This is a genomic window from Acidobacteriota bacterium (assembly GCA_016703965.1).
Classification (GTDB): domain Bacteria; phylum Acidobacteriota; class Blastocatellia; order Pyrinomonadales; family Pyrinomonadaceae; genus OLB17.
The window spans coordinates 39,154-53,580 of the sequence record JADJBB010000005.1 but is presented as its reverse complement, the minus strand read 5'-3'; the positions used below and the strand labels follow the sequence as shown (position 1 = coordinate 53,580).

Sequence of the window (14,427 nt, the reverse complement as noted above, 5' to 3'; positions counted from 1 at the left end):
GCAATAGAAACCGCCGCGAGCGGGAAACAACCATCGGTGCTGGCCGACCGCAAATTTCAGTGGCTTGTGTTTAGTGTTGCACTGGTCGCTGTCTTCGAATTCTTTTCGCTGGCGGATTTTGATGTTTTTAGGTATCTGCTCACTCCCGTTCCGGCTTGGCAGCCGTATTCACGGTGGGGCGCGGCGGTCTTGTTTGCCGTAATCATTCTGGCAATTGGCTGGCAAACTCTCTTGAGCGGCCTGACCGCACTAGCGAAGCTCAACTTCAAGAGCATAAATCTGCTTATGACGATCGCGATCATAGGGGCGTTCTATCTTGGCGAGTACGAGGAGGCGGCGGTTGTCGTTGTGCTGTTCACGCTAGGCGAGACGCTTGAGAAGTTTGGGCTCGCCACAAGTAAATCGGCCCTCCAGGCTCTCGTCGATCGGGCTCCAAAAACGGCGGCGATCAAGGGCGGTGACGGGCAGATTACCGACACCCCCCTTGACGACGTCAAACTCGGCGACATTCTGGTCCTCAAGCCATCCGATATGGTCGCTATGGATGCGGAGGTCATTAGCGGGGCTTCGTCCGTGGACGAATCGACCATTACCGGTGAGCCGCTGCCGCGGGACAAGCACACTGGCGATAACGTTTTCGCCGGAACTTTGAATATGCAGGGCTATCTCGAAGCTCGTGTGACAAAGCTGGCAAAGGATTCGACGCTCGCCAAGATCATCGAAACCACATTCGCGGCGACCAAGACCAAAGCGGAGACGCAGAAGTTTATCGAGACGTTCGCCGGTTATTACACGCCGTCGATCATCTTTATCGCGGTGCTACTCGTGGCGGTTCCGACGCTTTTGTTTGCTCAGCCGTTCAACGTCTGGTTCGAACAGGCGATCACGATCCTCGTCATCGCGTGCCCATGTGCGCTCGTTATCAGCACGCCGATCTCGATCTATGCGTCGATAGGCAACGCCTCGGCCCGCGGTGCTCTTGTCAAAGGCGGCAAGTACATCGAGGCCATCGGCCAGGTCAAGGCGATCGCGATGGACAAGACGCGTACCCTCACATACGGCAAGCCAAAGGTCACTGACGTCATCCCTTTCGGCGAAACGACGCGGGAACATCTCCTGGCGTGTGCCGCCGGTATCGAGACGTATTCCGAACATCCACTGGCGCAGGCGATTGTTGACGCCGCGCGCGACGAGAAGATCGAGATCCACGGCGTCGAGAACTTTCAGGCCGTGATGGGCAAGGGCGCACAGGCCGACTGTGTGATCTGTTACGACAAACATCACTGCATCGGCAAATTGCCATTCATTACCGAGGAGCATTCGGTTCAGCAAGAGGTCGTCAATAAGGTCGAAGAGTTGCAGCAGCAAGGCAAAACCTCGATCGTGGTCAGCAGCAATGGCGGCGTCGAAGGGATCATCGCCCTCACCGACGAGCTGAAACCGGAAAGCAGGCAGGCCGTGACCGATCTGCGGGAATTGGGGATCGAGACAATAATGATGACCGGCGATAACCGTGCTCCGGCCGAGGCGGTCGGCGCCATCGTCGGGATTACCGAAGTAAAGGCCGATATGATGCCCGAGGACAAGGCCGACGGCATTCGCGAACTTCTCAAAAAGTACGGCACCGTGGCAATGGTCGGCGACGGCGTCAATGACGCTCCGGCCCTCGCATTATCGAACGTTGGTATTGCCATGGGCGCGGCAGGCAGCGACACGGCCATCGAAGCCGCCTCGATCGCCATTCTCAACGACCGCCTCGAACTGATCCCGTATCTAGTTCGCCTAGGCCGCAAAACGATCTCGACCATCCGGCTCAACACCGCCGCCGCCGTGATTACCAAACTCGTATTCGTTGTGCTGGCGATCATGGGCCTGAGCAGCCTGGCCATGGCGATATTCGCCGATGTTGGCGTGACTGTGCTCGTCATTTTGAACAGTTTAAGATTGCTCAATTTTAAGTGAGGAAAGAAATGGGAAAGGGACACGGACACGAGATTTCGGCGGCGGGCAGAAATAAAAAGCCCTTGATGATCGTTTTTTGCCTGACGTTTTTCTACTTGATAGTAGAGGTGATCGGCGGGTTTTGGACGGGCAGTCTCGCTCTTCTTGCGGACGCAGGGCATATGTTGACGGATGTTGCGGGCGTCGGGCTAGCATTGTTAGCAATATGGTTCGCAGAAAAGCCAGCATCGCCGGAACGCACCTACGGCTTTTATCGCGTAGAGATACTCGCGGCCCTCACTAACGCCATCGTACTGATCCTTATCTCAATTTATATTCTCTACGAAGCCTATCAGCGGTTTCTGAACCCGCCCGAAGTGCAGAGTGCGGTGATGATCGGCGTCGCATCGATTGGGTTGGTGGTCAATATTGTCGGGATGGTTGTTCTGCGTTCCGGTTCCAAAGAAAGCCTGAACATGAAAGGCGCATATTATGAGGTTCTTTCGGACACGCTCACGTCTGTCGGTGTGATAATCGCTGGAATAATCATGCTCACGACCGGCTGGTATTACGCCGATCCGTTAATTTCGGCGGGAATCGGCCTGTTTATCTTGCCGCGAACGTGGGCGTTGCTAAAAGATGCCGTTGCTGTCTTGCTAGAAGGTACGCCGTCTGACGTAAACATAGCTAATGTGCGAGACAAACTTTCTAAGATCGAAGGCGTCGCGGAGATTCACGATCTACACGTATGGTCGCTTACGTCTGGCGTAAATGCCTTGAGCGTCCACGCCGTGCTTGCCGACGGAGCAGAGCACGACGACGTTCTGCAACGTGTCCACAATTCATGCACGAGCGAATTTAAGATCGCACACGTAACCGCCCAAACCGAACGCGAGGGCTTTGCGTGTCACGAGACACATATTTAAGAACGCAATGGAACAAGAAACAGACTTTTTTCATGTTTTTACGCAGCATCAGCTTATAATTTTCGTAGGTGTAAGCTTACTGATTATCGCCCTGTTAGTAGGAATAGGTTTTCTTCTCGGTAAGCTATCAGAGAGGCGTTCGAAGGAGGCTCAAAATGAAAACCGAGAACAGCAAAGTGTTGGCAACCGCAATTTCTCAAGAGTTAACATTGGCTGAATCGCTTGTTGAAAGCGGCGACTTGAATTTAGCCTTTCATCACCTCGAACGCGCTCACGTTCTAGGTCAGGCATCGACCTATCAGCACACTTGCATCCATTGGCGAATGTTTAAGCTCGCGGTCAGGCAGCGTTCGCCTCGCGAGATTTGGGGGACAGATCGTTCGGCTTATCGGAGCCTCGACCAAAACGCCTTTCGGCATCTATCCAACCGGCAACACGGGCGGAGCTAACGTGTGGTTTTTCAAATCAATGCCGGTTCCTGACGATTTGAAGAAGATTCTAGACACAGCACGGTAGCAGATCAAATGCTGAAAGTTTGCAGTCCCTGATATTATCAGGGCAGGTTGTATGAAAGCTAAAACAGTAAAGAAGATCGCGCACAAGACCTTCGCCGGATTCATGGCGTTGTGGTTGAGTGGATTCGTCTTTTTGTTTTGCTGCGAAACGCTTAACGGCCAGTCGATGGACATGGAATCTTGCCCGTTGGCTAAGATGTCCGAGCATTCCGATAAGGCAAAGCAAGCGAACAGTCCGGTTATTGGTCTCACCGACGAGAGCAGCATGGACTGCTGCGGTTTCTTGCCGATAGTCTTCGACAAATCGCGAAAGATCAACCAAACCGAAAAGCAGATTGCCCCGGCACTGACAGTTGTCGCCATAAAGTTCACACTTCCCACAGTCACTAAGATCACAACTTCATTCCCCGCGTTTCACAAGCGGACGCCCGACAGACACGGCACTTTTATCAGGAACTGTGTCTTTCGTATTTAGAAGTATTTTTGCGCGTTCACTAATGCCGACGCTCTATGCGTTTCGGCTGCATTAATAATTTCTAAATAAAAGAGGAGTAATCATGAAAAAGAAAGTCATATTAACAATTGTAGCGGTCATGGTCATGTGACTCGGGATCGTTGCATTTGCTTTCACTTCGACAAATACTTCGTCGAAAACGGCAATATCGTGCTGCTGCAGCGGGGACTCCTGCCCGATAAAGAAGAAAAACGCTTCGGGAAAAGAAACAGCTTCGTGCTGTGACAACTGCGATTGCTGCAAAGGCGATTCGTGCCCGATGAAGAAGAAAACGGTCGACAAGAAGCCGGTTCAAACCAATCCTGAAATGAAAAACGTCGTAATGGTCGTTTCCGACGAAGACTGCTGCTGCGGCTGCTGTAAAAAGGACAAGGAAAAGAAAGACACACCCGCTGTATAACCGTTAATTTTACGACTAATAAAGAGGCTTCGGGGCCTCTTTTATCTAATATGAAGCCAACTATAAAAGAACTTGTTATCTACGTGCCCGCCGAGGATTTCGCGATCTCAAAGAGTTTCTACGCTGCACTTGGATTTGAGTTAACTGAGGGTTGGGGCGGGACAATGGATTGTCGTCTCGGCGGTGCGGTGTTTCGGTTGCAGAATTATTACGTCAAGGATTGGGCGGAGAACTTTATGATGAAGTTCGATGTCGAAGACGTTCAGGAGTGGTTCGAACACATTAAGAAAGTTCTCGACGAAAACAAATACAGCGATGCCCGCATCGCAGAACCCGAAATGATCGGTGATACAAAGATCTGCCACGTTTGGGACCCGTGTGGGGTTCTTTTGATCTTTATCCAATGAAAAAAGACATTCCAATATCGCGTTATGTAAGTCGTCGCCGTTTGCTCGCCTGTCTGATCATCATCTAGTTTTGCGTTGAGTGAATTTTGGGTGAGACGTTCCGCGTAAGCCTGTTGGGGATCGTTATTGACGATGCCCTTTTTGTTGCAAGCACAAAGCATTTTTTTTCATCTTTCTTATTGATGTCATTGTTATATGAACGTCCGTTCATATAACATACAGACAATGACTTCAGCAGCTTCGGACAAAAAACGTGCTTACGCGTGCGAGATTCAATTCGTTGACAGCGAAAAGGTTTCTAACGTCATTCAGGCGATGAAAACGGACGCTGCGTTTCGTTTACTTGCAGACACGTTCAAAGCGCTTGGAGATCCAACACGCATTCGCATCGCTTTCGCTCTTTCGCGGGAAGAACTCTGCGTCTGTGACCTTGCAAATCTACTTGGTGTTTCGCAATCGGTCGTTTCGCATAGCTTGCGGGTCCTTCGTGAGATGCAGCTTGTAAAGTTTCGAAAAGAGGGAAAAATAGCTTACTACACACTAGACGACGAACATATCGAACATTTACTCGATGAAGGCTTTCGCCATGTTGAAGAACTACTGGATTAAGAATATTAAAAGCAATTTTATGAGAGGTTTATTTTAATGATTTCAACAAACATATTACTCGGCGCCATTGCCGGAATAACAATTTTTCTAGGTCTTCCGATTGCTCGTTGGCGCGGCGCTTCAGAACGCTTGCGCGGAATTCTCGCACTTGCGTCGGCTGGCGTCCTTTTGTTTCTTGTTGTTGAGGTCGGCTATCACGCGATGGAAACGGTCGAAACGTCTGCGAAAGGCGGCTTAGTAAACACCGCCATCGTGCAGGGAATAATCCTTGTTGGCGGATTTGCCCTCGGTTTGGTCGGCTTGGCATGGCTTGAGGAACGCCGCAAGAAACGAGTCGAATCTACAGGCGTCGATGCTCTCGAAGTTGCAACAATGATCGCAATCGGTATCGGTCTGCACAACTTTGCCGAAGGTCTGGCAATCGGACAATCGTTTTCGGGTGGCAATGCGGCTTTAGGAACGTTGCTTGTCGTCGGTTTTGCTTTGCATAACGCTACCGAAGGCTTTGGCATCGCGGGCCCGCTTGTTGGACGCGACATTTCCTGGACACGCTTATTGGTGCTCGGATTGATAGGAGGCGTTCCGACAGCAATTGGATCGTTCGTGGGCGGCATTTGGGTGAATCCTTCGTTGGAACTCTTATTTCTTTCCGTTGCGGTTGGTTCACTCGTTTATGTCACTCGTGAATTGTTCCGGCTTCGATTTCCACAACTCGGCGCCGTTGGCGCTACAGCGGCTTTGGCCTTCGGTTTTTTTCTTGGATTCGGAACGGAGCTTGTCGTTGGTGTTGCACAGTCCAAAGCAGCCGCAAATTCCTCAAACACAAAATCAACAGCCACACTTCGCTTCGCCAATAAACAAGTCGATCCACCGTCGATAACGTTGGCTCGTGGACAGGCGTTCACAATTCAAAACGATGGAAACGTTCCTTTGGTCTTTGAAGGCAACGGTTTGTTTGTCGGTGAGGTCGTTGCTCCTGCGTCGGGCAGTATTACAGTCACCGCATCTGGTAATGAAGGCAAATATGCATTAGTCGATGAGCGAGGACAGAGTGGCACGGGAACAATTGTCGTTCAGCCCGGCGGAGCAATTGAACCGTTGACCGACGAGGTCAATGCGGTTGGCGCGTTGATGATCTTGGAAGGCCACGTTCGAACCTCTAAAGCCTTGCACGACCGCGGCACGAAGAATGAGGGACCTAATCCGGCGCTTGATCTAAAACGAACAAGTAAGCACGCGGGCCATCCTCAACACGAACTATTAATGGGCAATGAGCCGGACGCTCTCGTGCTGCAAAAGCTTTTGCGCGACCACGGCGTTTTTGATTCGGTAAATAATGCATTGACGGAATATGTTGCTGTCGCGGGCAAAAGCGACGTTCCACAGGCGGACATCGATAGCAAGTATCAGGCCGTGATAACTACGACCGAACAAGCTTGCAAGGCGATTGCCGGAACTGCTTACGACAAACCGGATTTCCGTATCAGGGCCGCTCGTTTTGTATTGGAAACCGCCGCAAGTGAATATGCGACGGCTACCGAGGGCGACAAGATCGAGATTGTCGAGGCAGGTACGCCAGGTAAGGACAACCTCATCGAGTTTCAGGACGCGCGGGGCTTTTTGCAGGCAATGCGAGAGACGTTCATGACCGGAAATGCAGCCATCCATGTAAACGCAGACGGTCAAGCCGCTTTGGACAAACTTCAAAACGACATATTGAAGTCACTCGAACCGCCTGACCTTAATCGTCCTGTCCCTGCGGCTGAATTTAGATCGTTGACCGAGCGAGTAGGATCGGCCTTGATTCCGTAGTCGTTAGAGTCGATTTTGTCATGATGATTTTTGCCAAGTGGGAGGTTATATGGACGTGAATCGAAAGAAAGAGATCGCTAAGTTCTTTTGCGGGTTCGAGGCAGCACACGCGCTCGCACATATTTTGATTCTGGTATCCGGTACTACGATCACTATCCTGGGAATTGCCTTGGCCCCGACATGGCACATATACCGCTGACAGTGAACATACTACTTACGATCGCATTAGCTAATTACGGTTGGAGTCTTTACCGCAGGCAAGGCCGCTAACATTATCGGAACTTATGAGACGTACCTACGCCATTCTGTGTTTGCTGGCGAGCAGTGTTGGAAGTCTAGCCCAAGATAGCTTGCGGCCGCTGCCCACGCCTACACCGAGTGTTGACGAGAGGATCAGCGTCCAAACCGACCTTGTCGTGCTCACGATAACAGTTCAGGACGAAGTCGGCAGATACGTTGCGGGAAAGAAGAAATCTGACTTTTTGATTTTCGACAATAACCGCCCCGTCGAGATCGAGTTCTTTTCAGACACGGATGAGCCAGCCTCTGTTCTCTTTCTGTTTGATGTCTCAGGGTCGATGTCGGTCGAAAAGCTCCGTAAGTCGCGCACCGCTCTTGACCGATTCCTGATGACGAGCCATCCCTCGGATGAATACTTCTCAATCGCTTTCAATGATCGCGTTGAGGTGTTGGACAAAGGCCTTCGCGATGGGCAGGCCGTGGTGGATAAACTTGTCATGCTAAAGCCGTCCGGGAATACAGCACTCTATGATGCGTTGTCTCTCGGGATTCAGACTCTCGCGCGAACCGCCTATCGTAAGAAGGCTGTCATCATCATCAGCGATGGGCAGGACAACAGGTCACGAGACAGCTTCCGTGACGTTAAGTCCCTGCTGAAGGAGACCGACATTCTGATCTATGCCGTTGGCATCGAGACAATTCCAACCGGAAAGCTCGGATATCTCGGTCAGGCCAATCTCGAATCGCTCGCCAGCCTCACCGGCGGACGTGCTTTTTTTCCAAAGAATGAAATCGAAATGGATGAGGCCTTTGAGAAACTCGCCCTTGAGCTTCGGCATCAATACTCGATAGGTTTTACACCGCCTGATATTGCCGACAATAAATGGCACAAAATGGAGGTTAAATTGCCCAAAGGTCCAGGCGGCGGCAGGGTTGTGATAAGAACCCGAAAAGGATATATGGCTGTCCGCGAAACAAAGCAGCCCAGTCGGTAGTTTTGTTGGTATTAATCGAAGATGAAACTGAATTCGATCGAAAAATTCTTGATGAACAATCCGGTGCGCGCTTTTATCCAGCGGCATCACGAGGCCCGAATGTTCGAGAAATTTGGTGGTAAAACGACTGGTCAGATAGTACTAGAGATCGGATGCGGACGGGGTGTCGGGTCGCAGATCATTCTTGAGCGATTCGGCGCGGGAGAAGTTCACGCTTTTGATCTCGACCCAAAGATGATCGGGCTAGCGAGAAATCGGTTGGCGAAATTTCCTGCCGAAAAGCTGCAGCTTTACGTCGGCGATGCGGAAGGGATTGATGCGCCGGACAACTCCTACGATGCCGTTTTCGATTTTGGGATTATTCATCACGCTCCGCTGTGGCAGAATGCGGTTAGCGAAGTCGCCCGCGTGCTAAAACCGGGCGGAAAGTTCTATTTCGAGGAAGTCACCCGGAAGGCTCTGGACAGTTGGTCATACCGGACCTTTCTAAAACATCCGACGGAAGATCGTTTTTCCGGCCCCGAGTTTATTAGGGAGCTTGAAACAAACGGCGTCAATGTCGGCGACAATCATACTTACTGGCTTTTTTCTGACCTGGTGCTTGGAGTCGGAACAAAAGGTGAGTGACCGCTTTTGCAAATGAATAAAACCACATTCAAGATCGCGAAGATGGACTGCTCCGCGGAGGAGCAGTTAGTGGGAATGTCTCTTGCGGACATGCCGGATATCAAGGAGCTTTCCTTCGACCGTCCGTGCTTGCGACGAATGAGACCAACTTTTGCCTTCTTGCCAGAAGGACTTCGAACTTTTTTAGGACTTTTGACAAAACGTCAAACATGATCGATTGGATTAGTTGAAGGGGTTACCGGACTTATGGACAATACCAAAAAAATAGATTTTAGGGTCGGAGGGCTTGACTGCGATACTGAAGCAGCTGCTATAGAGCGCGGTTTGAAGAATTTCCCGGGCCTAGTGGATGTGAAAGTTTTTCCCAAGTCTGCGAAAGTCGCGCTGACCTTTCATCCTGACGAAACTTCGCCTGACTTGCTCAAGGAAAAGCTTGACACTTTAGGGTTTCCTGTTCAGAAAGGGCGGACGATGGCATCGCAGCCAAAGCCTTGGCGCAACCCCAAAGTACTGACTTCCTTATCTTCGGGCCTTCTTCTGCTCATCGGATATCTAATTAGCTTTGCATCGACACCGGAGATCGCTTCGACGGTGCTTTATATTGCAGCCATTCTCGTCGGAGGTTACTACTTCGGGCGCGAGGCTCTTGAAGAGCTCATTTACGAACGCGAGGTCGGCATTGAGCTGCTTATGAGCATTGCGGCGGTTGTAGCCGCGTTGCTCGGGCTGCCAGGCGAGGGAGCAATGCTCGCTTTTCTGTATTCGATTTCCGAAGCCGCTGAAGGCTACACCGAAGAAAAAACCCGTGGGGCCATAAAGGCACTGATGGATCTAACTCCGAAGACGGCCCTCGTCAGACGCGGAGAACATGAGACAGAAATTCCGATCGAGGATCTGATCGTCGGCGATGTTTTCATAGTCAAACCCGGACAATCGTTTGCCACAGACGGTGAAGTTATAGTCGGCGAATCGAGCGTTAACCAGGCTCCCGTCACGGGCGAGAGCGTTCCGGTCGAAAAAATGGTCGGCGATACGGTTTTGCCGGAAGCATAAATGGCGAAGGATCGCTTGAGATTCGGGCAACAAAGACGTTTGCGGACAATACCATTTCGCGCATTATTCACATGGTCGAAGAGGCGCAGGAGAAAAAAGGAAACAGTCAGCGTTTTATAGAGCGTTTTGGCAAACGTTACAGCCCTGCGGTTCTTCTGGTTGGCATTTTGATCGCTCTTGTGCCGCCTTTGGCTTTCGGCGGAGATTGGACTTCGTGGATCGTCCGGGCAACCGTTTTTATTGTTGCGGCGGCGCCATGTGCATTGGCGATCTCGATTCCCATAACCTTGGTTGCCAGCCTTGGAACGGCCGCACGTAACGGCGTGTTGATCAAGGGCGGTCTTTTTGTTGAGGAGCTGGCCAAGATCAAGGTCGTCGCTCTTGATAAGACGGGTACCATCACAGCCGGCCGGCCGGAAGTGACGGAATTTCTTTTGATAAATCCTGAATCAAAAGATGTGCCAGACAGAAACAAAATACTCGCAATAGCTGCCGGCATCGAGCGACGGAGTCAGCATCCGCTCGCACAGGCCATCGTCCGCTACGTCGAAGAGCAAAAGATCGATCCCGTTGAAGTCTCCGATTTTCGCTCGCTCACCGGATCAGGGGCCAAGGCGAAGATCGGGCCATCGACCGTCTATATCGGCAGCCCCCAACTATTCCAAAACCAGTTAAGCATTAGTATGGCCGGTACATTTAATGACATAACTCACCTACAAGATGAAAGTAAGACCGTAGTTGTTGTCGGCGACGAAAACAGCGCGTGGGGACTCCTTGCGATCCGGGACAATGTGCGGCTGAATGCGGCCCGGGCGATTGCGGATTTACACGCAGTAGGCGTGGAAAAGGTCATTATGCTCACGGGCGATAACCATCGAACGGCTGAGGCTATCGCACGCGAGGTAGGAATTGATGACTTCTATTCTGACCTGAAACCGGAAGATAAGGTTGAAAAGGTTCGAGAGATCGCAAGGAAATACGGTCATGTGGCGATGGTCGGCGACGGTGTGAACGATGCGCCGGCCTTGGCGGAAGCAACCGTAGGCATTGCCATGGGGGCGGCTGGCACAGACGTTGCGTTAGAAACAGCGGATGTAGCGCTGATGGCTGACGACCTTGAAAAATTGGTCTATGCGCTTCGTCTAGCCAAACGGAACAAGTCGGTCGTCAACCAGAATCTGGCCTTATCAGCTTTTGTTATTACCGCCCTGGTTATTGGCGCAGTTACCGGTTATTTCTCTTTGCCGATCGCCGTCCTTGGCCACGAGATCAGCGAATTCATAGTAATTGGGAGCGGATTGCGAATGCTTAGATCTTAGGCTGCGGATGCGGACTAGGAGGTTGAAATGAGTAGACTTTTTAAATACATACAATCAAGCTTTTACACCCTTTTGGACATAAGCGGAATCCTTTTAGGGATTATTCTCATGGCCATGGGTTGGATTTTAAAAACTGGCCAGCCGATACCCGCCTGGGCCGGATGGATGTTGTTTGCCCTGGGCGTGGCAGCTTTCTTGATCCACTTCGTTCACTTTATCGTCGCGAAAAAGAGGGGAGATACGAGCTATTTCTACACGACTGTTGGGAAACCCGAGAACACTTAGCTCCGACGCTAGGCGTTCATGTTGTTCGGACACGACAATCACGGCCGAAACATAGGAGCACACAGATCATGAGTAAGAAGGAAGTTGCCAAATTTTTCGCCGGAGTCGCGGCGAATCAGGTGTTGACCCACGGAGTTTTTGCTCTTAGCGGCGTCGAATTTACGCTATTCGGCGTTATCAGCTTCACCAGAGGATTGAACACCGCGGCCGCCATCGTATGGGCAATCGTTCTGGTTTTGCTGGTCTATTACGCTTGGATCCAAAAGGGACAGTAAACACGATTTGGTGGGCGAAATGGCAAGTCGAAAGAAGGAAATCGCCAAATTCTTTTGTGGGTTCGAGGCGTTCCACGCCCTGTTCCATGCAACTTTATTGCTATCCGGCACAACAATAACGGTTTTCGGTATTCCTTTAGCCCCAACATGGAATATTGTTCCTCTGACGGTTAATGTCTTGCTAACGATCGCCTTGGCCAATTACGCGTGGGGGTGGTACCAACGCAATATTCCGAGCAACTTAGGAAATTCAGAATAGGAACAGGAGACGCCTTAGATTGGAGAATCATCATCACCATGAAAACATTTGAATATACAGTAACTACAGACAAACCATTCGGCGAAGCAGTTGAGGCCGTCCAGACGAAAGCGGCGGAAAACGGCTTTCGCGTTTTGTACACACACGATGTGGCGGCGACTCTCGCTGAAAAGGGCTTTCCTCGCGAACCTTTGAATATCGTCGAGATCTGCAATGCAAGATATGCGAGCGAGGTGTTAAAAAAGGATGTGAAGCTCTCACTGATGCTGCCCTGTCCTATCAGCGTTTATGTAGAGGAAGGCAAAACATACCTCAGCACACTCCTTCCGACTTCGATTACTGAATTTTTTCCGGCTGCCGATATCGATCAACTTGCTACCGAAGTCGAAAGCACAGTCCTCAAAATTGTTGATGAGGCCAAATAGCGGAGCTATTCATTCTGCGAATGGACTTGGATGCTAAGGGAACACAGGCTGTTTTTAGGCCTATACAAAACCGCATTCGTAGCGCTACCAGAAATTTCTCGTTGAGTTTATGGTCTCTTGGTTCAGGTCACCACCAAAAAAAACATCGAAGCACCACGCGGCGAAACGCGAGGAAGCGCACATGCAGGCCAGACTATGTCTTTCTCTCCAACGATGTGGTTATTAATTTCGGAGTGATCTTGGCGGGGGTATTTATTTTCTTCACAGCCTCAAAATATCCCGACCTCATAATTGGCTCATCTTCCTCGTCGTAGCCCGCGGTGCATTCCGTATTTTGACACTCAGCGCCAAAACGGCCACTTGAGATTTATATCAGAGCGGTTAGATTTCTTTTGTTCCCATCAATCAATCCCAGCTTCCCGACGGCTATTCACTGACCTACGATGCAAACGAACAGAGTGTCAAAAATGCCGCAGAATTTGTTTCTTACGAACGTCTGTGTTGCCCGGGCAGACCCCGTTGCGGCACCCTTAATGGTTCCGATCATCGCCAAGGAAGGTACGCGGAAGAGTTTGTGACGATTGCCAGTGTTGAGATTACGTATGAAAAATGAGCGGATGGCATTGGCTAGGATATGTTATTATGTTTCACGAGATCCCGAGCGAAGTGTGGTCCTTTTCGCAAATAGCACGCTATCAAGACTTCGATTTCTATTGGGTGACTTGGTTGCAGGTTGGTTGCAGCGTTCCTGATCATGGCTAATTAACGACGAATCCCTGTAGCCGTAAGCTGTTGATTCTAAGAGGTTTTGAGCAGTTTTGACAAATTATACAAACCTACCCAAATCGCTTGGGGTGCGAGAGGTCGTGAGTTCAAATCTCGCCGTCCCGACCAATAAACATGGGGCTTTCGATGAATTTCGAAAGTCCCATTTTTCTTGGTTTCTAAACAGCCACGAGAGGGCGGGTTGCTAAACCTCTTGATTGCCACATTTACGACTCACCACCCGTCAAAAAAAGCGCCTCCATTTTGCAACCAACTTTCCGCACCTCAAGTTAGAGCTATTTTGGTGAACAGACGCACCAACCATGGTGCGAGGAAGAACCTACTGATGCTCCGGCGTTCCAAATTTCACCTTTTTACCCCTAATTCCCAGTAAATAAGCGGCTAACAGTCAGCGGAATAGAACTTGCGAAAGGCTACGCGAGAGGAGCCGGCTTGTCGCTCCTCGACTACGAACCAACGCGAATCTATTCACGAAGAATATGTCTGTTTACAAACGATACAACGGTAAGCGAGTGTCATCCTCACATCCCGACTACTCGAAAGCTCGATGGTGGATCTATAAGCGGCTAAAAGGGAAGGTCATTCATCAGAGTGTTCCCGAAGCCAAGACCAAACAAGAAGCTGAATTGGCCGAGAGGCAGATCATCAAAGCCTCCTTCGATCATAGCTATAACGTCACAGACACCACGACCACACTGGCCACATTTATCGAACAGAAGTACCGGCCGTACTTCCAGCAGAACAATGTCAATCAAGGGCAAAGGAGCTGTATATTAGACTTCTCCTCGGATACTTTAAGAAACAGACTATATCCAGCATCAGCCCTCAGGATTGTCGGAACTGCCGGACCAAGCTCCAAACTCGCCAGAACAAACGCAAGAAAGAAAGTGAACTCTCATCGGCGTCGATCAACCGGATCATGTCGACGTTGTCGAAGATCTTCAGCTTAGCGTGTGAGGAGGGAATTCTGGAACGCAACCCGATGCAGTACGTGAAGGCTCTACCGGAACCGCCCCTCGAAGACGACTGCTAAATCCGA

Annotated in this window: 18 protein-coding genes and 1 pseudogene; 18 read left to right on the top strand and 1 reads right to left on the bottom strand. The window is 50.6% G+C overall.

The features are described 5' to 3' along the window. The first annotated feature begins 36 nt into the window (after positions 1–36). The 5 genes from IPG22_05710 (at position 37) to IPG22_05690 (ending at position 3,857) form a co-directional block, all read left to right on the top strand. Positions 37–1,962, top strand: a complete 1,926-nt coding sequence (locus IPG22_05710; protein ID MBK6587797.1) for a cation-translocating P-type ATPase — start codon at positions 37–39, stop codon at positions 1,960–1,962. An 8-nt stretch (positions 1,963–1,970) separates the two neighbouring features. After that, positions 1,971–2,867 (top strand): cation transporter, encoded by an 897-nt coding sequence (locus IPG22_05705; GenBank protein ID MBK6587796.1) that lies wholly within the window; start codon positions 1,971–1,973, stop codon positions 2,865–2,867. A gap of 7 nt (positions 2,868–2,874) precedes the next feature. Further along, on the top strand, positions 2,875–3,084 hold the full coding sequence (locus IPG22_05700) for a hypothetical protein (protein MBK6587795.1): 210 nt from the start codon (positions 2,875–2,877) through the stop codon (positions 3,082–3,084). Further along, the gene (locus IPG22_05695; protein ID MBK6587794.1) at positions 3,023–3,316 is read left to right on the top strand and encodes a DUF3703 domain-containing protein; all 294 of its coding nucleotides are present in this window, start codon (positions 3,023–3,025) and stop codon (positions 3,314–3,316) included. The genes IPG22_05700 and IPG22_05695 overlap by 62 nt, the downstream gene beginning before the upstream one ends. 118 nt (positions 3,317–3,434) lie before the next feature. Next, the gene (locus tag IPG22_05690; GenBank protein MBK6587793.1) at positions 3,435–3,857 is read left to right on the top strand and encodes a hypothetical protein; all 423 of its coding nucleotides are present in this window, start codon (positions 3,435–3,437) and stop codon (positions 3,855–3,857) included. Between the two features lie 51 nt (positions 3,858–3,908). Here IPG22_05690 and IPG22_05685 read toward each other — a convergent pair whose 3' ends face one another. Next, positions 3,909–4,139 (bottom strand): hypothetical protein, encoded by a 231-nt coding sequence (locus IPG22_05685; GenBank protein ID MBK6587792.1) that lies wholly within the window; start codon positions 4,137–4,139, stop codon positions 3,909–3,911. Between the two features lie 16 nt (positions 4,140–4,155). On the opposite strand from IPG22_05685, the gene IPG22_05680 reads away from it, so the two are divergent. The 13 genes and pseudogenes from IPG22_05680 (at position 4,156) to IPG22_05620 (ending at position 14,421) form a co-directional block, all read left to right on the top strand. After that, the gene (locus tag IPG22_05680) at positions 4,156–4,296 is read left to right on the top strand and encodes a hypothetical protein (GenBank protein ID MBK6587791.1); all 141 of its coding nucleotides are present in this window, start codon (positions 4,156–4,158) and stop codon (positions 4,294–4,296) included. Between the two features lie 50 nt (positions 4,297–4,346). Next, a complete protein-coding gene (locus IPG22_05675; GenBank protein ID MBK6587790.1) occupies positions 4,347–4,703 on the top strand; it encodes a hypothetical protein in 357 nt (118 codons plus the stop codon). A 315-nt stretch (positions 4,704–5,018) separates the two neighbouring features. Continuing rightward, entirely contained in the window at positions 5,019–5,312 is a 294-nt protein-coding gene (locus IPG22_05670; GenBank protein MBK6587789.1) for a winged helix-turn-helix transcriptional regulator, read from the top strand. 129 nt (positions 5,313–5,441) lie between these two features. Further along, the gene (locus tag IPG22_05665) at positions 5,442–7,124 is read left to right on the top strand and encodes a ZIP family metal transporter (GenBank protein ID MBK6587788.1); all 1,683 of its coding nucleotides are present in this window, start codon (positions 5,442–5,444) and stop codon (positions 7,122–7,124) included. 49 nt (positions 7,125–7,173) lie between these two features. Then, on the top strand, positions 7,174–7,323 hold the full coding sequence (locus tag IPG22_05660) for a hypothetical protein (GenBank protein ID MBK6587787.1): 150 nt from the start codon (positions 7,174–7,176) through the stop codon (positions 7,321–7,323). Positions 7,324–7,408: 85 nt separating this feature from the next. After that, positions 7,409–8,359 (top strand): VWA domain-containing protein, encoded by a 951-nt coding sequence (locus tag IPG22_05655; protein MBK6587786.1) that lies wholly within the window; start codon positions 7,409–7,411, stop codon positions 8,357–8,359. A gap of 21 nt (positions 8,360–8,380) precedes the next feature. Further along, positions 8,381–8,986 carry a class I SAM-dependent methyltransferase gene (locus IPG22_05650; GenBank protein ID MBK6587785.1) on the top strand — a complete coding sequence of 202 codons (606 nt, stop codon included), beginning with the start codon at positions 8,381–8,383 and terminating at the stop codon, positions 8,984–8,986. Between the two features lie 246 nt (positions 8,987–9,232). Next, positions 9,233–11,358 (top strand): annotated as a pseudogene (locus IPG22_05645) (cation-translocating P-type ATPase). Positions 11,359–11,385: 27 nt separating this feature from the next. Further along, the gene (locus tag IPG22_05640) at positions 11,386–11,643 is read left to right on the top strand and encodes a hypothetical protein (GenBank protein ID MBK6587784.1); all 258 of its coding nucleotides are present in this window, start codon (positions 11,386–11,388) and stop codon (positions 11,641–11,643) included. Positions 11,644–11,711: 68 nt separating this feature from the next. Next, positions 11,712–11,918 (top strand): hypothetical protein, encoded by a 207-nt coding sequence (locus IPG22_05635; protein ID MBK6587783.1) that lies wholly within the window; start codon positions 11,712–11,714, stop codon positions 11,916–11,918. Positions 11,919–11,937: 19 nt separating this feature from the next. Further along, complete coding sequence (locus tag IPG22_05630; protein MBK6587782.1) at positions 11,938–12,177, top strand: hypothetical protein; 240 nt, start codon at positions 11,938–11,940, stop codon at positions 12,175–12,177. A 38-nt stretch (positions 12,178–12,215) separates the two neighbouring features. Then, the gene (locus IPG22_05625) at positions 12,216–12,602 is read left to right on the top strand and encodes a DUF302 domain-containing protein (GenBank protein MBK6587781.1); all 387 of its coding nucleotides are present in this window, start codon (positions 12,216–12,218) and stop codon (positions 12,600–12,602) included. A 1,489-nt stretch (positions 12,603–14,091) separates the two neighbouring features. Then, positions 14,092–14,421 carry a site-specific integrase gene (locus tag IPG22_05620; protein ID MBK6587780.1) on the top strand — a complete coding sequence of 110 codons (330 nt, stop codon included), beginning with the start codon at positions 14,092–14,094 and terminating at the stop codon, positions 14,419–14,421. Positions 14,422–14,427: the final 6 nt, after the last annotated feature.